This is a genomic window from Pseudanabaena sp. Chao 1811 (assembly GCF_027942295.1).
GTDB lineage: Bacteria > Cyanobacteriota > Cyanobacteriia > Pseudanabaenales > Pseudanabaenaceae > Pseudanabaena.
Genome location: NZ_CP101416.1, coordinates 3,817,237 through 3,836,100 on the forward strand (window position 1 = coordinate 3,817,237; position 18,864 = coordinate 3,836,100).

At 41.4% G+C, this 18,864-nt stretch carries 17 protein-coding genes and 1 pseudogene; 5 read left to right on the top strand and 13 right to left on the bottom strand.

The features are described from left to right. Positions 1-78 precede the first annotated feature (78 nt). Both NMG48_RS17525 and NMG48_RS17530 read right to left on the bottom strand, forming a co-directional pair. Positions 79-615: an HNH endonuclease gene (locus tag NMG48_RS17525; RefSeq protein ID WP_345961286.1), complete on the bottom strand. Its 537-nt coding sequence runs from the start codon at positions 613-615 to the stop codon at positions 79-81. 61 nt (positions 616-676) lie between these two features. Further along, a complete protein-coding gene (locus NMG48_RS17530) occupies positions 677-1,684 on the bottom strand; it encodes a DNA cytosine methyltransferase (protein ID WP_441339197.1) in 1,008 nt (335 codons plus the stop codon). An 81-nt stretch (positions 1,685-1,765) separates the two neighbouring features. Between NMG48_RS17530 and NMG48_RS21860 the strand changes: the two are divergent. Next, positions 1,766-1,984 (top strand): annotated as a pseudogene (locus NMG48_RS21860) (threonine-phosphate decarboxylase); the annotation flags it as partial. 62 nt (positions 1,985-2,046) lie between these two features. Here NMG48_RS21860 and NMG48_RS17540 read toward each other — a convergent pair. Then, a complete protein-coding gene (locus tag NMG48_RS17540; RefSeq protein ID WP_271252737.1) occupies positions 2,047-4,764 on the bottom strand; it encodes a valine--tRNA ligase in 2,718 nt (905 codons plus the stop codon). 638 nt (positions 4,765-5,402) lie between these two features. Here NMG48_RS17540 and NMG48_RS17545 point away from each other — a divergent pair. Next, positions 5,403-5,990, top strand: a complete 588-nt coding sequence (locus tag NMG48_RS17545; protein ID WP_271252738.1) for a pentapeptide repeat-containing protein — start codon at positions 5,403-5,405, stop codon at positions 5,988-5,990. 71 nt (positions 5,991-6,061) lie between these two features. Here NMG48_RS17545 and NMG48_RS17550 read toward each other — a convergent pair whose 3' ends face one another. Together NMG48_RS17550 and NMG48_RS17555 are read right to left on the bottom strand one after the other, a co-directional pair. After that, on the bottom strand, positions 6,062-6,676 hold the full coding sequence (locus tag NMG48_RS17550) for a hypothetical protein (RefSeq protein WP_271252739.1): 615 nt from the start codon (positions 6,674-6,676) through the stop codon (positions 6,062-6,064). A gap of 147 nt (positions 6,677-6,823) precedes the next feature. After that, entirely contained in the window at positions 6,824-8,089 is a 1,266-nt protein-coding gene (locus NMG48_RS17555; RefSeq protein WP_271252740.1) for an aspartate aminotransferase family protein, read from the bottom strand. 159 nt (positions 8,090-8,248) lie between these two features. Here NMG48_RS17555 and NMG48_RS17560 point away from each other — a divergent pair, with 159 nt between their 5' ends. After that, on the top strand, positions 8,249-9,934 hold the full coding sequence (locus NMG48_RS17560; protein ID WP_271252741.1) for an adenylate/guanylate cyclase domain-containing protein: 1,686 nt from the start codon (positions 8,249-8,251) through the stop codon (positions 9,932-9,934). A gap of 242 nt (positions 9,935-10,176) precedes the next feature. Here NMG48_RS17560 and NMG48_RS17565 read toward each other — a convergent pair whose 3' ends face one another. Together NMG48_RS17565 and NMG48_RS17570 are read right to left on the bottom strand one after the other, a co-directional pair. Then, positions 10,177-10,971 (bottom strand): TatD family hydrolase, encoded by a 795-nt coding sequence (locus NMG48_RS17565; RefSeq protein WP_271252742.1) that lies wholly within the window; start codon positions 10,969-10,971, stop codon positions 10,177-10,179. Between the two features lie 222 nt (positions 10,972-11,193). Continuing rightward, positions 11,194-11,586: an AbrB family transcriptional regulator gene (locus NMG48_RS17570; protein WP_271252743.1), complete on the bottom strand. Its 393-nt coding sequence runs from the start codon at positions 11,584-11,586 to the stop codon at positions 11,194-11,196. A 1,077-nt stretch (positions 11,587-12,663) separates the two neighbouring features. Here NMG48_RS17570 and argC point away from each other — a divergent pair. After that, positions 12,664-13,722 carry an N-acetyl-gamma-glutamyl-phosphate reductase gene (gene argC, locus NMG48_RS17575; RefSeq protein ID WP_271252744.1) on the top strand — a complete coding sequence of 353 codons (1,059 nt, stop codon included), beginning with the start codon at positions 12,664-12,666 and terminating at the stop codon, positions 13,720-13,722. A gap of 39 nt (positions 13,723-13,761) precedes the next feature. Then, positions 13,762-14,772 (top strand): thiamine-phosphate kinase, encoded by a 1,011-nt coding sequence (gene thiL / locus NMG48_RS17580; protein WP_271252745.1) that lies wholly within the window; start codon positions 13,762-13,764, stop codon positions 14,770-14,772. 91 nt (positions 14,773-14,863) lie between these two features. Here thiL and NMG48_RS17585 read toward each other — a convergent pair whose 3' ends face one another. The 6 genes from NMG48_RS17585 to NMG48_RS17610 form a co-directional block, all read right to left on the bottom strand. Further along, entirely contained in the window at positions 14,864-15,181 is a 318-nt protein-coding gene (locus tag NMG48_RS17585) for a hypothetical protein (RefSeq protein ID WP_271252746.1), read from the bottom strand. Beyond that, positions 15,174-15,458, bottom strand: coding sequence for a toxin (locus tag NMG48_RS17590; protein ID WP_271252747.1), 285 nt, complete (start codon positions 15,456-15,458; stop codon positions 15,174-15,176). Before NMG48_RS17590 ends, NMG48_RS17585 begins: the two co-directional genes overlap by 8 nt. A gap of 112 nt (positions 15,459-15,570) precedes the next feature. Beyond that, positions 15,571-16,638, bottom strand: coding sequence for a magnesium chelatase ATPase subunit I (bchI, locus tag NMG48_RS17595; protein ID WP_271252748.1), 1,068 nt, complete (start codon positions 16,636-16,638; stop codon positions 15,571-15,573). A 275-nt stretch (positions 16,639-16,913) separates the two neighbouring features. Continuing rightward, positions 16,914-17,558, bottom strand: coding sequence for a DUF938 domain-containing protein (locus tag NMG48_RS17600; RefSeq protein WP_345961287.1), 645 nt, complete (start codon positions 17,556-17,558; stop codon positions 16,914-16,916). A gap of 15 nt (positions 17,559-17,573) precedes the next feature. After that, positions 17,574-17,729 carry a hypothetical protein gene (locus NMG48_RS17605; RefSeq protein ID WP_271252750.1) on the bottom strand — a complete coding sequence of 52 codons (156 nt, stop codon included), beginning with the start codon at positions 17,727-17,729 and terminating at the stop codon, positions 17,574-17,576. Between the two features lie 107 nt (positions 17,730-17,836). Next, entirely contained in the window at positions 17,837-18,862 is a 1,026-nt protein-coding gene (locus NMG48_RS17610; RefSeq protein WP_271252751.1) for a M23 family metallopeptidase, read from the bottom strand. Positions 18,863-18,864: the final 2 nt, after the last annotated feature.

An 18,864-nucleotide genomic window follows, 5' to 3' on the forward strand; every position in this document is an offset into this window, starting at 1 on the left:
ATTGCCCAATCACTCACACCATCCAAAATACGAGCATAAAATCACCACAAAAAAGTAAAACATGATCGCCAAATGCATCTACTTTCTCCATTCGATATGTCCGTTAATATTAAAATCTTCAAAAGTGTTCAGGATTTTTATGCAAAAATCTTGTAGTTCCTGATTGTTTTCTTTTTTAGCAAGTTCGTAGAGACGGATAAACATTTTTTTACCTGTTTCGGTTTGCTTAAGATTTTTCTTGAGGAAGTTATGCTGACTGCACAAAGTTTGACCGTTTTCAATGGTAGCTAATCCACCCATATCTTTAGGTTTAATATGATCAACGTGTAACTCAACTCCATTCTCTCGGCTTGCTCCACAGATTACGCATTTGTAGCCATCTCGCCTTAAAATTTCTTTCTTTTGAGTACTTGTAAAATCTTGTTGCTGCTTATTTTGAGCATATTGAGGATCGTATTTATAAATTCCTTTTGATATTTTCTGTAGGAAACCCCTTTGATATAGAGATCTAATTCCTCTGTCAGGATCTCTAAATATTTTTCCAGTACGTTCTAGATATGTTGAAGTGACCCAATCAACAACATCTTTAGTATGTATCTCAATATCAGGATGCATTTCAAAGTACTCCTTAATAATACTGATTTGAGCTAAACTTTGCTCTTTAGATTTATCGTTATTAGGCACCAATTAATCTCCTTTTATCTAAAAAATCATCTAAAACAACTTTATGATTTCTTAATGAAGTAATTAAGTTTATAGCAACTTGTCGAACAACTGGAACTGCAACCGAGTTCCCAAATTGTCTATACATTTGGGTTCGAGAAACAGGGATAACAAAGCTTAAAGGATATCCCATGATCGATTTACATTCATTTTCACTAAGCAATCTAATTCCAGTTTCTCCATCTTTAACAAAGGTTCCTGTCAATCTCTGGATTTTGTGATAGGTAGAGCATAACGTTTTAACTTGAATCTTAGAATTCCGATCAATTAATTCTGGTTTTCCATCATCTAGTTTAAATAGATACGAATCTTGTAAGTGTTTAGATATTGAATAACCAATTATATTTTCTTCTACATAAGAGCCTATATATTCTTTATGTTTAATAGGCGGAGGAAACATAAAATTAGGCACATCTCTAGAAATATCCTCAGATATACCTACTATAAATATTCTTTTCCTAACCTGTGGTACACCATAGTCTTTAGCATCTAAAACACTCCAAAACACATGATATCTAACATCAGGTTGACTAAAAAAAAGGTATTGTCCATTTATAGATATAGATAGAGTGTCTAATATAATTCTTAGGGTTTTTCCACCATCATGTGTTATTAGTCCTTCAACATTCTCTAAAATAAAAGCTTTAGGGTTTTTCTCTTTTAATATCTTTACTACGTCATAAAATAAAGTACCTTGTGTGGGATGTTCAAATCCTTCACGTTTGCCAATTGAACTAAACGGTTGACAGGGAAAACCAGCAGTCAATATATCAATATCTGGAATTGAGGATGGTTCAATCTTTGTAATATCTCCGTAGGGAATATCGCCAAAATTAGCTCTGTATGTCATCTGTGCATATTTATCCCACTCAGAAGAAAATACACATTCTCCTCCTATACTCTCTAGAGCGATTCTAAATCCGCCAATACCAGCAAATAAATCTGCAAAGACAAAACTCATTGTTATTTTTAAATCTCTATCACTGTTTACTATACACGCTATTGATTTATCAATGCGATCACCCAATCATGCACCTCATAAATATCAGGATTAAATCCGTTACCAAATACTGCAAATTATCTATTAGTTCAAACAGAAATTGCAGGTTCGCTTTTACAAAAGGAACTATTGCAAAAAGATAAAATTCTCATTCGCGATTGCCTAAGTTTTCCAGAATTAGGCGATCGCTATTTTCGAGTGGCTGTGCGTCTAGAACATGAAAACCAGCAATTGCTGAAAGCTCTAGTTAAAAATGTATAACAGCCTAACCAAGCAAATAAAGAGGGACATAAGTCCCTCTTTATTTAAAAATTACTTGAAAATTACTTGCCTTGTAACTGGGCTAAACGTGCTTTGAGAATCTCTTGCTGTTTTAGGGATTCTTCCAACTCAGCCCTTGCCGTTGCCACAACTTCAGGAGGTGCTTTTTTGATATAACCTTCATTGTTTAATCGACCTTGAGTAGAAGCGATCGCCCCTTCAAGTTTCGCTAGAGTGCGTTCCAATTTTGTAACCAATTGACCGATATCAACCACACCAACCAGCGAGACAATTACCTGAATCGTACCAACGACACCTGCGATCGCTTGCTCAGTTGCGGATGCATCGACAGTCGCCACAACTGCTAAATCTTCAACCCTTGCCAAATCGAGAATATAGCTTTGTCCTGCTTCGAGGAGACTGCGTTCGCGATCGCTATCGGATTGTAAAATCGCCTTGACCTTGGCACTAGGCTTAATTTCAGCCTCAGCACGAAGATTGCGAATTGTGCGAATTGTGCCAATCAATAAATTGAATTGTTCTTCTAATTCTTCGTTGATATAGCTGGTATCAATTTCAGGATAAGGTTGAATTGCTAGCACAGGGCGATCGCTAGATGGTTCGCTCGTTCCGTAAGTGAGTAATTGCCAAATCTCCTCAGTGACATGAGGCAAGAATGGATGTAAAAGGCGCAAAATACCATCAAGGACAAATCTGAGAGTTTGCTGTACGGTTTCGCGAGAAGTGGGATCGGCGGATTCTTGTAAACGGGATTTGACTAGCTCGATATACCAATCGCAGAAATCGCCCCAGAAGAATTCATAGATGCTTCTCGTTGCTTCGCCTAAGCTATAGGCATCAAGCTGTTCGCGGACTTGCAATACAGTTTGAGCATAGCGCGACAAAATCCAGCGATCGGCAAGTTCTAACTTTTCAGTGCTAATCATGGCGGAGCCATGATTAGCACTGAGGTTCATCATTACAAATCGCGACGCATTCCAGAGCTTATTCGCGAAGTTTCTGGCAGTCTCTACGGTTGTGGATTCATCGGTTTTGCGATTGTAATCAAGACGAATATCTTGACCTGCTCCCGTTACTTCCTTAACGAGGGAATAGCGCAACGCATCGGTTCCATACTTATTAATCAGCACTAACGGATCGATGCCATTATTCTTCGATTTGGACATCTTCTGATTATTCTCATCGCGCACCAGTCCATGAATATAGACCGTATTAAAAGGCATCTTGCCTGTAAAATAGCCTGCCATCATCGTCATCCGCGCTACCCAGAAGAAGATGATGTCAAAACCTGTAACAAGAACACTAGTAGGATAGAAAGTTTTCAAATCCTGCGTTTCTTCAGGCCAGCCAAGGGTCGAGAATGGCCATAAACCTGACGAAAACCATGTATCCAACACATCAGGATCGCGTTCTAGCTTAACATCTTCGCCAAATTTAGCTTTTGCCTGTGCATAGGCTTCTTCTTCCGTTCTCGCTACAAAAATTGAACCATCGGGAGAATACCATGCAGGGATCTGATGTCCCCACCACAACTGACGGGAAATACACCAATCCTTAAGGCGGATCAACCAATCGCGATATACCTTACCCCAGCGATCGGGAACAAAGGTAGGTGAGTTCTGCTTATCAAATTGCTCTAGGGCAAAGTCTGATAGGGGCTTAATCTTCACAAACCATTGGATCGATAGCAATGGTTCAACGGGAACTTTGCCACGTTCCGAATAGGGAACGGTGTGATTATAATCTTCAATCTTCTCTAATAAGCCCAGTTCATCCAACTTCTTCACAACATTCTTACGCGCCACAAAGCGATCTTGACCTTCAAATTCGCCACCATTGGCATTAATTGAACCATCTTTATTGAGAATATTGATTAAGGGCAAGCTATGGCGTTGTCCCATTTCAAAGTCGTTCGGGTCATGGGCTGGTGTCACCTTGACACAGCCGCTACCAAAAGCTTTATCCACATAGCGATCGCCAATGATCGGAATCTCACGATTCATAATTGGCAACATAATTGTTTTGCCAATCAAATGCTTATAGCGATCGTCTTCAGGATTTACGGCTACGGCTGTATCACCTAACATGGTTTCGGGGCGAGTAGTTGCGACTACTAAATAACCCGAACCATCGGCTAAGGGATAACGGAAGTTCCAAAGATGACCTTTGACCTCTTTATTGTCAACTTCGAGATCAGAAACCGCAGACTGAGATTCAGGACACCAGTTGACCAGATATTCACCCCGATAAATTAGCCCTGCTTCATAGAGTTTGACAAAGGCTTCGGTAACGGAATTGGATAAGCCTTCATCCATCGTAAAGCGTTCCCTTGTCCAGTCTGCCGAGACCCCAAGGCGGCGCAGTTGCGAAACAATCGTTCCCCCTGATTCAGCTTTCCACTTCCAAGCCCTTTCTAGAAACTTTTCGCGCCCAATTTCTTGATTGGTTTTACCTTCAGCCTTAATTTGTTTATCAAGAATCGTCTGCACGGCGATACTGGCGTGGTCGGTTCCAGGGAGCCAGAGGGTATTCAACCCACGCATACGGTGATAGCGAATCAAGATATCGATCAATACTTCCTGAAAGGCATGACCCATATGTAGACTACCCGTGACATTGGGCGGTGGAATCATGATGCAGTAGGGCTCTTTATCACTTTGACTCTCTGCTACAAATACGCCACTTTCCTCCCAATATTTTTGCCACTTGGCTTCAGATTCGAGAGGATTATATTGTTTTGGAAGTTCGTTCGTACTCATAACAGGTTATTTACAGAATTGTGCGGATCGATTGAAGTTTACACTCAGCTTATATCTTATAGTGTTTCCCAGACTAGCGATCTTAATAATAAACTTGAGCAGATCTCATACAGCAATTACCGATCAAACGAACCACCAGAAAAATTTTGAAAGCGTTGCTTTGCAACGCTTTCAAAATTTTTCTGGGTTTGGGTTTAAGCGCAAAGCGTTATAAGTTATGGCGATCGCAAATTTGTTAGCGTAACTTGGCAATTACCTACACGCAAGATATATAGCAATGAAAGATATAGCTAGAACAAATCAAAACCCAAATAAATGGAGGCGACGCAAAGTATCGCCTCCATTTATTTGGGTTTCATGTCCTAAGCAAAACTTTCATTGCTATATAAGAAGTGATACAAGCACTATAAGTTGAGGATGCTTAGAAAATAAATTCGTATTGCTATAAAATTGGTACTGATATAAAACAGATGTTTGTATAAATTAATGACTCTAAGCTTGTTAAATAACCTGATATTTAATAGGATTAGCAAGGGGCAATAGCTTTATGCTTAGGACATAAAAGCCTAACATGAGTTAAACTCATACCTCACACATCAGCTCTAGAAATCTTATACGCTGTTAGCTACACAGTCTATTTGACAGTCATATTTGTAGGAGTAAATGAATTGGAAGTCGATCAGCTATTAGAACTATATAGACAAGGACAGCGAAACTTTTCCAATATAGATCTTAGTAATGCTCAATTACGCAGTGTTACCCTAATTGGTATCGATTTACGTGGGTCTACTTTGAATAAAGCTGATCTGAGTAGCGCTAATTTAATTGATGCTAACTTGACAGGGGCTAACTTAATTGAGACTAACCTCAGAGGAGCATTACTCAGAGGCGGTAATTTCTCTGATGCCGATTTGAGTTGGGCAAATTTAACTTGGTCAAATTCATCTAATACCAAATTTCTGCGTTCTAATTTGAGTGTCACTAACTTTAGTGGTGCAAATTTAATTGAGGCAGACTTTACAGGTGCAATTATGAAAGGTTCCAATTTACGCGGTACTAATTTGCGGGGTGCAATTCTCAAGAACTTACGTACCTGTGCAGATACAGAGTTTACAGGTGTTAGAAACCTAGACGATCGCACTCGGTTATATCTCTGTACGATCGCTAGTGGTACACACCCATTTACCAAAAATGACAGTAGACAAACTTTAGGCTGTCCTATTTAAAGCTTTTTAGAAAAAGCTTTTCAGAACTAATAGATGCAAATTGATGGGGAGTAAAGTTTGTTTTAGTTGATTTAGGGGACTTCTGTAACTTGCAGTAAATATGGGAAGGAAGCATTTTCTTCATAGGAGCCAACCCACACTTCATAGGTTCCTTCTAGCCAGTCACCACTAATCTCTGGATTGCGATCGCTGGTATCATCATTACACCAACTACCCCCAGGACCTCGGACTAGCAAGATCGTATCGCCAGAACTTTTAACTTGCAGCTTGAGATAGCGAAATGGCTTGGTTAATGTAATTTTATGGTCAGGTTCTTTATCAATAAAGCCAATACATTCTCCTGTTTCCGTAGATTTGCGCCCTGATTTTTTTTGAGTTGCAACTTCGCCACCACTAATTCCCCGCAACTCAATTACTTTCGGGGTGAAATTTGGGGCGATCGCGATGTCTTCAAACATGCGGACAAAACTAGCTTTTTTATTATTTAAAGGCAGTTCATTTGTCTGAGGACGTGAGATTTTTACCTCGACGGGATTTCGAGTTGGTGTGACCTTAGGATCTACAGATTGCTGGAGAGGAGATTTTTGAGTAGTGGGTGGCTGCGATCGCACAGGTGCATCAACAGCGATCAGGGCGGTGATTATAGCTGCTAGGGTTAATAGCGATCGCGTTGAGGAATGTCTCATGCCACAAAGTATCCACAGAATATATTTTTGATCTTTTGCAAGGAATTAGATTCTAGCATTCTGGCAAGTCACTAAAAAAGAAGGACGCTAAGCACCCTTCTTTAACTAAGAAACAAGGGACAGCGCTTTGCACTGCCCCCTTGTTTCTTAGGACACAAAACTAGCGATCGCCTGTTCGACAATAGCTAAAGCTTGATCGACTTCGGCAGCCGAAACGGTCAAAGGTGGCACAAAGCGCACTACCTTAATCCCCGCAGGCACAAGTAATAAGCCATGCTCAATACCTGCGGCAACGACATCACGGGCTTGGATATTGCTGGATTCTTGGAGTACTAAACCATCGATCAAGCCCCAACCACGTACCGAGGCAATATGTTGAGGATATTTCTCGGCGATCGCTTGCAGACCAGTGCGAAGTTGTTGACCACGCTCTCTAGCATTGGTGATTAGGTTGTCCTTTACCATCGTGTCGCAAACGGCGATCGCTACGGAACAGGCAAAGGGATTTCCACCAAAGGTACTAGCGTGATCACCTGCTTCAAAGACATCACAGGAAGCTTTGCACATCATTGCGCCGATGGGAATGCCGCCGCCTAAACCCTTTGCTGAGGTAAAAATATCAGGTTGAATGCCCAGATTTTCGTAGCCCCAGAGCATTCCACTGCGTCCCATGCCCACTTGCACTTCATCAATAATTAGTAATGCTTTGGTTTCGTCACATAGTTCACGAACACGGGCAAAATAAGCGCGATCGCCGGGGTTAACACCACCCTCACCTTGTAGCGGTTCGAGCATAATCGCCGCCAATCTACCCTCGTATTTTTTCACCGCCGCTTCAAGGGCAGCGATATCGTTGTAAGTAATGTAGTCAAACCCTGCGACAAGGGGCGCAAAGTTCTTGTGATACTTGGGCTGACCTGTTGCAGTCACTGTGGCGAGGGTGCGTCCATGAAAGCTAGCATTGGCGGTCAAAATTACGGGATCATCAATGCCAAGTTTGGTATGGGCATATTTACGCGCTAATTTGATCGCCCCTTCGTTGGCTTCCGCACCAGAATTACAGAAAAATGCTTTATCCGCGCAAGAATTTTGTACCAGCCATTTAGCCAATTGACCTTGGGGCGCAAAATAAAACAAATTAGAAGCGTGATGCAAAGTTTGGATTTGATCGGTTACAGCCTTGACCATCGCAGGATGCGCATGTCCCAACGTACAAGTAGCAATGCCCGCAACAAAATCTAAATATTCCTTACCTGTGCTATCCCATACGCGGCAGCCTTCGCCACGCTCTAGGGCGATCGGAAAGCGAGCATAGGTACTCATCACATACTGATTAAATTCAGCGATCGCATCAGGTGCAGAGTTAGCATCTACCTGAGATTGAGATTGTACTTCTAGCGTAGTTGGCGACATGGATAAAAATGTGATAATGCTGTTATTTCATTATCAATGATATGAGAGTTTTCGCGGGTACTTCTGTAGTGGAATTAGCGAATCAACCTTTAACTTTTAGATGCAGCTCTGCCCCATCTGAAGGCAACTGATATTGCAATAAGCGCAGCAGGTAAAAATATGCCATATATTATTCAAAATCAAGGAACTCCTCAAGAACGAATCTGCGATCTGCGGCAGGGTGTAAATACGATCGGGCGGGGGCTAGACAATAGTATTGTTGTGGAAGATGATGCCCGCAGCTTATCGCGTCATCATGCTGAGATTCATCTGACAGATAAGGGAATATATGTCACTGATTTAAATAGTAGTAATGGCACTTTTGTTAACCAAACCAAGATTGTTCAACAAAAACTGAATCATGGTGATACGGTGCAGTTTGGCAGTGTCATCTTTAGCCTCGTAGATGACTTGCAAGCTACGGCTAGTTCGGGGACTAGCCAAATTCCTACTAGTTCTAATTCGGGACTATCGATTTTGATGCGAGTTTCCCCAGAAAAATCTCGCTTAAATATGCAGGATCTATTACAACACCAACAGTTAGCGCCCAAGGGATCGGTATTACTGATTCAGGGTAATGATGAAACACAGCGGACATCGGCTAAGTTGCGAGTTTTACTAGAGGTCAGTCAAGAACTGTCTTCCCCAGAGGCTTATTCAGCTTTACCAGAAAAGATTCTGGAACTATTGCTCAAAATCATGTCAGTGGATCGCGCTGTATTGTTGCTTGTCAATGAGAAAACAGGTCAACTAGAGCCAAAGGCATATAAATTTAGCGATCCTAATGCCACAGCCGATTTGGATTTTTATAGTCGCAAAATCACAAATTTTGTCTTGAAACAAGGAGATGCGATTATCAGTGATGATGCGTCTCTCGATCGCCGTTTTGATAGCTCGCAGTCAATCATTCAGCAATCGATTCAAGCTGCCATGTGTGCGCCTTTGAAACCGAGAGATCATGCGATCGGTGTGCTGTATGTCGATAACCTATCGCGTGGTCATGCCTATCATAAGGAAGATTTAGAATTTTTGAGTAGTCTTGCCAATCAAGCCGCGATCGCGATCGAAAATGCCAATCTCTATCGGAATATGCAGGCAGAAGTAATTCGCAGAGCTAAGCTAGAGCGATTTTTCCCCGCTGCCGTTAGCCAAAAAATCGAAGAAGGTTGGGACTTAAATCGGATCGTAGAAACAGAAGTAACCGCTTTGTTTTCCGATATTAGCGGTTTTACAGAAATGACTTCGCAAATGCAACCACGCAAAGTTTTGGAATTTCTGAACGAATATTTTAAGGTAATGGTCGAAGATATTGTCTTCCCCTTTGGTGGCACATTAGAGAAGTATATTGCCGATGCCCTATTAGCAGTTTGGGGTTCCCCCTACCAAAAGGATGATGATGCGATCATGGCAGTAAATGCCGCGATCGCTATGCAATGGGCAATGCGGCAGCTCAATCAAGAATGGACAGCACAGGGACGCGATCTCCAAATCCAGATTCATATTGGCTTAAATACAGGAATGGTAGCTTCTGGGAATATTGGCTCAGAAAACCTCATTCAATATACAAACATTGGCGATACGATGAATGTAGCAAGTCGTATCTGTACTGCGGCACAGGCAGGAGAAGTCTTTATTTCCGAAAGTACAATGTCTAAAATTTCCGTTCTAAACTTACCCTTAGAGAAATTAGATCTGATTAAAGTGAAAGGCAAAGACGAGCCATTACAGTTATATCGAGTCCTCTGGGAAAATGTCGATCTTAGGGAAATGCTGAGTAAAACTAAAACAATCTTTCCAAAGATGTAGTTGTAGTCATTTTTGAGATAGGGGTTGCGTGGCAACCCCTATCTCAAATCCAAAAGTAAAAGCCTTGCTAAACAAGGCTTTTACTTTTGGATTTTTAAAATTTGCCAGCTAACCCGAACTAATGTTAGTTAACATGAGTTCGATAACGCCATTTATGCGGCGCGAAGCGCCGCATAAATGGCGGAAAATAGTAAAAATCGCTTAGCGATTTTTACTATTTTCCGCCATCGTCAAACTGACGTTTAGTTAAGAGCAAACAATGTAAAGGCGTTACTGGTGGTCTGTTCAGCGAGTGTACTTAACTCGACATTGCGTAACTTTGCGACACTCTCCGCCACATGCAGCACATAGGCAGGTTCATTGCGCTTGCCTCGTTTTGGTACAGGTGCGAGAAATGGACAATCAGTCTCTACTAGTAGGCGATCGCTAGGCACAATTTTCGCCGACTCATGAAGATCATGGGCGTTTTTAAAAGTAACCACGCCGCTAAAACTGATATACATCCCCAGATCGATAAACCATTGTGTTTCCTCTGGATTTCCTGCCCAGCAGTGCATCACACCCCGAATTGGTTCTTGGGGAGATTCGCCATTAATTTCTTGTAATACTTCACGGGTAGCAACTGATGCCTCGCGAGAGTGAATAATTACGGGCAAATTTAGCGATCGCGCTGTGCGTAGTTGCGATTTAAAGGCTTCAATTTGTGCAGATTTACTATCAGACTTAAAAAAGTCTAACCCCGTCTCACCGATCGCCACCACTCGCCGATCACTAATTGCTAAAGTCTTAATGCGATCGCCAATTTCAGGATTCCAACCCGTAGCATTAAGGTGCTTATCTAAAGGATGTAGTCCAACCGCAAAACTGACTTCAGGAAATTGATCCGCGATCGCTTGAATTTGTGTAAATTCGTCAGGACTAACACAGGAATGCACCAGCTTAGTTACACCATTATTTAGCCAGCGATCGCGCACGGCATTAAGATCTTCCTGAAAATCTTTGAAGTTAATATGTACGTGAGTATCTACAAGCTGCATAGAAAGAAAACCTACGAATCAAAAACACAAAAAATCAGAATAAAGAAAAAACGAGAAAATTAAATACTTTATCCTTAAGCATTATTAATCTTCTCGCTCAGTTGTACTAATTAAAATTAAATAGTTAATTGATTAAACTTAAAGCCTAAAAACCTTAGATATAAGATCACTTGCAGCGGATAAGCTTAACCATAGTCACTATATAGATTTACATGAATGTCTTTATTCTTCTCCATCTTCTGGTTGATCGTTAGTCAACTGGATTAGATGAATATGCTTGTATCCAAGCTTAATTTCAAATTCATCCCCTTCATTCAACCCCATTGATCTTGTATAAGTAGAACCAATTACAATTTGCCCATTTTTATGGACGCTAACACGAAACGTTGGTTCACGACCGCGCCCATCTTTGTTCTGTTCAGGATTAATCGCAAACCCTCTAGCAGCAAGTACTGCCTCATAAAACTCTGTTAAATTAACGCGGTCTACACCATCTTTCCCCCGAGTAAAATACCCACATTTTTTAGCTTGTTCACGCTTAGGCAAGTTATTTAGCTCTTTTGCCTTTTGAAGAAGAGCCTTTCCTGTTAAAGGAGTAGTTACATTGTCTGTCATAGGATTATCAGAAATTTCAAGGTTTCAAAGTTGAAAAGCTTTCTCTAAATAAACAGGAGAAATTTTCAAGTCTGGGGATATTTTAATCCACTTAGAATTACATACTTATTGTCGTACACTTTTAAGCATATTGGACAAAAATATTAGATAAAGTTAGAAAATGTTTTTAAAATCACCAAATGATTAAAAAAATCTGACTTATGTAAAATTATCCAGCCACAGTAAATACATGGAAACACGAAAAAAATATTTCTAGTATTGAGCTTATTTTCAAGGGGTGTTATCACAACAAATGATACGCAGGCTAGTGTAAAACGTTTTTTACTCAATGATGTCTAGTTATTTTCTGTCCCCCTAGTAGTAGCTTTGATTTATTTTACTAAACTTTATTGACGTTAAATTGCTGTATATACTTGTTCAAAATAAGCAGCAAGACATTACTTTTATTTGTCTATTTTCTTCAACAATCATTGCGATATCAAAACTTCACACAAATTAAAGCTATATTTCTTCACCCACATAGGTGATTTATCAATTTTGCAATAAATCGCAACTATTATCAGACTGAGGATGTTTTGAGAGATTGACTTTGCTTGCAATGCTCTAGACCTGTTGAGCCTCAAGATTCCTTAAATTTGAATAATTGGGTAAGTAGACTCGATTAATTATAAAATTTTAAAACCTGTAATGCAGGCGGTGCAGGTACTACAGGTTTTAGATTTGGGTTTTAAGTATGCCAATGTACTAATAACTATCCCGACAAAATCTAAAAAGCTTTGATTGTGCATCAAATGTTTCTGTACGAAGTGCACTTTACATTTACGGTAATGGGATTAGATATGTGAGTCATTTTTCACAACATATCCTAAATCAATAGAAAAGTCTGTAGAGCTTTTCCAGTCCGTGAGTTGTAAGGTTTATGTTGTCCTCACAGTTGGCAACACAAACCATTACTCTAAATAGCCTAGAAAACCCTATAGGGTTTTCTAGGCTGAACTGAGGTTAAATACTTGGCTTATGCTAAGTTATTACCCCAAACTCGAAAAGCATTTTTAATATTTTTGATGGAGTAAATTTATGAGCGCACAGAATCGGATCCCCGTAGGTATTATTGGCGCATCAGGTTATGGGGGTATCCAATTAGTCAGATTGCTGCTAGAGCATCCATTAGTAAATATTACTTATATGGGTGGGAGTGGTTCTGTAGGTCAAAATTTTGCAGACCTTTATCCCCATATTTCCCATGCTGTGAATTTACCCATCGAAAATTTGGAACCTGAAGAGGTGGCCGATCGCGCTCAGGTTGTCTTTTTATCATTACCTAATGGTCTAGCTAGCAAAATCGCGCCAAGATTGTTAGCTAAGGGCTGTAAAGTGCTTGACCTCTCCGCAGATTATCGTTTTACTGACCTACACATCTATGAATCTTGGTACAAAGAAGCACGTACCGATGCCGAAGTTAATTCTAAAGCGGTTTACGGCTTACCCGAAATTTATCGCGATCGCATTGCCACGGCAAATCTAGTTGGTTGTGCAGGTTGCTATCCCACAGCGAGTTTACTAGCGCTGCAACCATTACTCAAACAAGGTTTAGTTGATCCTAGTACAATCATCATTGATGCAAAGTCGGGGACATCAGGGGGAGGTCGTCAGCCCAAAACCAATTTATTACTTGCCGAAGCCGATGGTTCCCTTGGAGCCTACGGTATTGCCAATCATCGCCATACCCCTGAGATCGAACAGGTTTGTAGTGATCTAGCAGGTCAAGAGGTGTTAGTCCAATTTACACCTCACCTAATTCCGATGATTCGTGGCATTCTTTCGACGGTATATGCAAAGTTACGCGACCCCGGTTTAGTCAAAGATGATGTGCTGACGATCTATAAATCTTTTTATCGCAATTCTGAATGGGTACAGGTTTTGCCCAAAAATATTTTTCCACAAACGAAATGGGCATTAGGGACAAATCTCTGTTATCTCGGTGTGGAAGTTGATCCGCGCACAGGTCGCGTCATTGTAGTTTCAGCGATCGACAATCTTATGAAAGGTCAAGCGGCTCAGGCTGTGCAATGTATGAATATTATGATGGGTTGGGAAGAGTCATTAGCTTTACCTAAGCTAACTTTCTATCCATAATTGAATAAGGGGCTTCCGCCCCTTGTTCTTTTAAAAAATATGACTGCAACAATTAAAAGTTTGGGTGAGCAAGGATTGCTGAAAATATTTCGGCAATACTGTAGTGATGTAGTTGGCGATGACGCAGCACCGATGGGGACAACCTTGCCAGAGCATCAGATGGTCGTTACTACCGATATGTTAGTGGATGGAGTCCATTTTAGCGATCACACTACGAATCCTGAAGATGTCGGTTGGCGTGCGGCGGCTGTGAATTTATCAGATTTGGCAGCAATGGGGGCTAAACCTTGGGGATTAGTGATGTCTGTGGGCTTGCCACCTGATACAGAAGTTGCATGGATTGAAGGCGTATATCGAGGCTTTAGTGAATGTTTGCAAACCTACGGTACAGAATTAGTGGGTGGAGACACGGTGCGATCGCCAATTCGGACTTTATCCGTAACAGCGTTTGGACAAGTTCATCAAAGTCAAATCATTCAAAGACATACGGCACAAGTTGGTGATGCGATCGTAATGACGGGGGTACATGGACTCTCAAAGGCAGGGTTAGAACTTCTATTTAATGCAAACTTAAAAGAGAAATTATTAGCTCCACTCAAAGTTAGGAATCGTATTCTTGCTGGGGAAGGTTTAGTTGAAGCGATTTGCCGTTGTCATCAGCGACCAATTCCGCGTTTTGATGCGATCGCCCTTTTACATAAACTGCTCAAACAACATAATCATTTAAAGGATTTCCCGATTTCAGGCATGGACAGCAGTGATGGTCTTGCCGATGCGATCGCCCAAATTTGTCGATCTAGTAAAGTCGGCGCGAAAATATTTTGGCGATCGCTGCCAATTCATCGGGCAGTAAGGACATTAGCAGGTGAGAGTGCCTTAGATTGGGTTTTGTATGGTGGTGAAGATTTTGAACTAATTTTATGTATGCCTTTTAAGTTAGCCGAGCCATTTGTACATCAATTATCTAATGCGGCAATTATTGGCGAAATTATCGAAGGGAATCAAATTGACGGATTAGAAATGCGATCGGCTTTCCAGCATTTTTCTTAGCGAGACTACACAAAAGTATTTCTAGCATAGTTATAGACTAAACTCAGGTTGTTGTGCCGATCACTAAGCGGCGGCATAACAATTTTGTAAATCACGTTTTTTCAACTAGTTCGCCTTTCAAATATTTATGAAGAATATCTTGAGCAAAGCTAGATACAGATTTACCAAGTTGATTCGCCAAGCCATAGATTTTATCAGTATCCTGTATTGACATCTGGACTTCAATCTTTTGTCTAGACATTTGACTAATAGCCATTTCCTGAAAATGTTTCATTTCTTCTTTTTCGTTAGGAATACTGACCCATTCATCATTTTCGATACTTTCTAGTAAAGCCTGTTCTTCTTGATCTAACTGGAGAGAGATAGTAAGTTCATCAATATTCATATTGTCAAAGTTCAAGTTAGTCATCCTCTTGATCTCCTAGAAATCTTTTTTTCATTTTTCGACTAGGAAAAATAGTCTTTAAAAAAGTTACAGAGCCATCTTTGATAAAAGGAACACAATAAACGTAGTCTTTAATTCTAACCACTATAACAGACTGATTTGGATACTTTTCTAAGCTTGATGTTCCAACTATTCCAAGTATCTGACCATTTTCAATAGCTTGAACTATATCTTCAAAAGAAATATTTCTTGTTTGTAGTAAATACCTGTTTTTCTCATCATTCCATCTATATTCTTCCATATATAGCTATCGCCAGCCTTGTGATGACACAAAAATAGAAGATGAGTTGCGCTGCAACTTGTTTCTCGTTTTTTGAGAAGTAGGGGCAATTCATGAATTGCCCCAAAGGCTTCTATTCTTCTTCAAGACCAAATACTTGATTGAAGGTTTTAAGAACTTTGTAGCCTGAATCAATGGATTCTAGAGGATCTTTGCGGAGACGGTGTCGTAGGCAGAGACCTATTACGGCTTTGATATCATCTACTTCTACTTCTTTGCGTCCTTCCGAAGCCGCATAAGCCTTGGCTGCACGGGTAGTGACGATATCACCACGCAAACCATCAATATTCAGATCAGCACAAACTGTCGAGATTTTTAGACGCAAATCGCGATCAATATTTACTTCATTGAGGATAGTCTGTGCTCTCACGATTTGTTTTTGCTTTTCAGCCTGTTGCTCAGACTTTTCGGCGAGAAATGCGTGGGGGTTATTATCAAAGGTGGTGCGATTTTCGACAATTTGTAAACGCAATTCAGGATCGCGAGCGGTCTTGATTTCGGCATACATCCCAAAGCGATCGAGCAACTGTGGACGCAATTCGCCTTCTTCAGGGTTGCCTGAGCCAACTAGCACAAAGCGGGCAGGGTGGCGGATCGAAATCCCTTCACGCTCAACGGTATTCCATCCAGAGGCGGCAGAGTCTAACAACACATCGACGAGATGATCATCGAGGAGGTTAACTTCATCAATGTAGAGAATGCCACGATTTGCCTTGGCAAGTAGTCCAACTTCAAAGGCTTTGACACCTTCGGATAGGGCTTTTTCGATGTCAATTGTGCCGCAAACGCGGTCTTCGGTTGCACCAAGGGGTAAGTCCACCATGATGACTTGCTTGGTTGTCACGGGTAGCTTCTCACCATTGGCAATGCGTTGGCGGACTTCTTCGCTTTGTAGGTCGCCATCGGTGGGGTGGCTGCTAAAGGGGTCGTCGGCAACAACTTCAATTTCGGGTAGGAGGTCGGCTAGGGCGCGAACGGTGGTGGATTTGCCCGTACCGCGATCGCCCATTACCATGACTCCACCAATCTTAGGATCGATGACGTTGAGCAACAGGGCGAGCTTCATCTCTTCCTGTCCGATCACGGCGGTGAAAGGAAATACAGGTCGTCTTGTCGTTGGTTTAATGGGAGTTGCAATCAAGGTTTTTTAAATTTTGGATCAATAAATGGGTCACTCTAGCCAATATACCGCTTTTCATAACCCAAAAGAATAGGACAGTTACTAAGCTCTATTTCTATTTCGCAAACTCAAACTCCGAGAGGGAGTTGTATCGCTTTGCGATACAACTCCCTCTCGATAACTTACGTGGCGATCAATACAGCAATTTACACTGTGCCTAAGCACAAATGGTGAACAATGGTAAGAATCGCAAAGCGATTCTTACCATTGTTCACTTTCGTCGGACTGACATTAACTTACGTAGCGATCGCTATGGTTTTCTGAAAAACTACGGATAGATTATTCGATGGCATAGGGTGCACTTTTTGCAATGTCAGGTTTTGCTCAGCCGCAACAGCGATGACTTCTTCAAGGTTCCGTACTCCCCATTCTGGATTTTGATAACGCAAACTAGCATCAAATTCGGCATTGCTAGGCGAAGTATGTTTACCATTTTGTTTATATGCGCCGTAAAGATACAAAATGCCTCCTTCAGGCAAAATCCTGTTTGCGCCAGACATCAAACCGAGGCAAGCGGTCCAAGGGGCAATATGAATCATATTGATATTTACGATCGCCTGAATATTTTGATCTTGCAGTTGATGGCGATCGCTCCAGTCAGGTTCTGTCACATCGATAGTTAGAGGCGCAACGAGGTTCGGTGATGGTTGATGTTGTTGCCAAGCAGTGATACTAGCAATAGCGATCGGGTTAGGGTCAGAGGGTATCCATTGTCGTGGTTGCAGGTGTGGAGAAAAGTAGACAGCATGTTCACCAGTACCACTAGAAATTTCGAGGATACTACCTGTTGTTGGCAAAATTTGTGATAGTACTTCTAAAATTGCATCACGATTTCTGGCGGTAGCTGGAGCATATTGTCGAGCATCTTGCATAGCTTCTATATGAATCAAATATTTTTATTTAGAGGTTCCAATAATTTGTGGCAAAAGATTTTGCAAGATTTGATTATCTAGGCTTTCTAATTTACCAAGTTTTTTAATTACAAGTTTTTGCTCTAGGGTTGTGATAATTGGGTTGCTTACTGAAGGCTTAATTAATAATTTTTTCAACATTTTTTCTTGGTTGAAAATTAGCTATACCTATAGAAAGCTTGGTCAACTATTAGCGATCGCTCACTTGTAAAAAATAAGAGAGTGCTAGCGCACTCTCTTATTTTTTATTAAGCTTTATTCCCAGACTTAGGCGATTGGGCGAGATACTTTTGTAACTGCTCCATGGCAAGCATCAACTGCGGCGTAGGATCGATAGCTACGAGACCATCCTTCATCTTTTGCCAAATCTCGAAATGTAAATGGGGGCCAGTTGCTAAGCCAGTACTACCGACTAAACCGATCACCGTTCCCTGCTTGACCTCTTGACCTGTCTTAACCAATACCTCAGACAAGTGGGCATAGCGAGTCTCATGGGTATCTCCGTGGGAAATAACGACAATCAAGCCATAACCACCAAGCCAACCCGCAATTTCTACTCGACCACTAAAGGCGGCGACTACAGGTGTGCCTTCAGCAGCAGCAAGGTCAGTACCTTGGTGAAAGCGAACTTGCCCAGTGACAGGATGGACGCGAGTTCCAAATAACGAACTAATAGCCGTTGGGGCAATCAATGGGAAGAGCATTTGCTTATCGCCATTGCTAGGTAAGCTCATTGCCGCAATCTCTTCTGGTGTGAGGCGGCGAACTTGTACGGCGGTCTCGCCCGAGGCAGCAGCATAGAGAACATTGCCATTTTGGTAGTAGTTTTGCCGATCGCTAATTGCTACTTCAGGGGCGCAAAGATTTGATCTGCGACTTGACAGATTACTCGCTTTAGTTTGACAACCACTCGAGCGATTTTCAAGAACAATTTCTACAGGTTGCGATCGCGAAGACTCTGCTCGTGCCGATCGATTAGATGTAGTTTCAATATTGACCTGAACCGATTCGCCATTACTTCTAGAATTGCTAGAACTATTAGTAGGCTCAGATTTATAGGCTTTTTCGGTTTTGATTTCGACAGTGGTAGGCGCAGGAGCGATCGCTGGTTGAGGTTGCGCTTGGGGAACTGGAGCGGAAGTCTGAGATACTGCAATATCAGGGGAAACGGCTGATTTGCTTGCGGCATATGCTGAGCTAACTAGGAGATAGTTATTTGTGGAGAAGCAAAGCAAAGTCGCTAAAGTAATGGTAGAAAGAGTGGATTTTCGCATAT

Bases quoted from the DNA above. Each gene is read 5' to 3' on its own strand.
- NMG48_RS17525 (WP_345961286.1), bottom strand. From the start codon at position 615: ATGCATCCTGATATTGAGATACATACTAAAGATGTTGTTGATTGGGTC.
- NMG48_RS17530 (WP_441339197.1), bottom strand. From the start codon at position 1,684: ATGAGTTTTGTCTTTGCAGATTTATTTGCTGGTATTGGCGGATTTAGA.
- NMG48_RS17540 (WP_271252737.1), bottom strand. From the start codon at position 4,764: ATGAGTACGAACGAACTTCCAAAACAATATAATCCTCTCGAATCTGAA.
- NMG48_RS17550 (WP_271252739.1), bottom strand. From the start codon at position 6,676: ATGAGACATTCCTCAACGCGATCGCTATTAACCCTAGCAGCTATAATC.
- NMG48_RS17555 (WP_271252740.1), bottom strand. From the start codon at position 8,089: ATGTCGCCAACTACGCTAGAAGTACAATCTCAATCTCAGGTAGATGCT.
- NMG48_RS17560 (WP_271252741.1), top strand. From the start codon at position 8,249: ATGCCATATATTATTCAAAATCAAGGAACTCCTCAAGAACGAATCTGC.
- NMG48_RS17565 (WP_271252742.1), bottom strand. From the start codon at position 10,971: ATGCAGCTTGTAGATACTCACGTACATATTAACTTCAAAGATTTTCAG.
- NMG48_RS17570 (WP_271252743.1), bottom strand. From the start codon at position 11,586: ATGACAGACAATGTAACTACTCCTTTAACAGGAAAGGCTCTTCTTCAA.
- argC (WP_271252744.1), top strand. From the start codon at position 12,664: ATGAGCGCACAGAATCGGATCCCCGTAGGTATTATTGGCGCATCAGGT.
- thiL (WP_271252745.1), top strand. From the start codon at position 13,762: ATGACTGCAACAATTAAAAGTTTGGGTGAGCAAGGATTGCTGAAAATA.
- NMG48_RS17585 (WP_271252746.1), bottom strand. From the start codon at position 15,181: ATGACTAACTTGAACTTTGACAATATGAATATTGATGAACTTACTATC.
- NMG48_RS17590 (WP_271252747.1), bottom strand. From the start codon at position 15,458: ATGGAAGAATATAGATGGAATGATGAGAAAAACAGGTATTTACTACAA.
- NMG48_RS17605 (WP_271252750.1), bottom strand. From the start codon at position 17,729: ATGTTGAAAAAATTATTAATTAAGCCTTCAGTAAGCAACCCAATTATC.
- NMG48_RS17610 (WP_271252751.1), bottom strand. From the start codon at position 18,862: ATGCGAAAATCCACTCTTTCTACCATTACTTTAGCGACTTTGCTTTGC.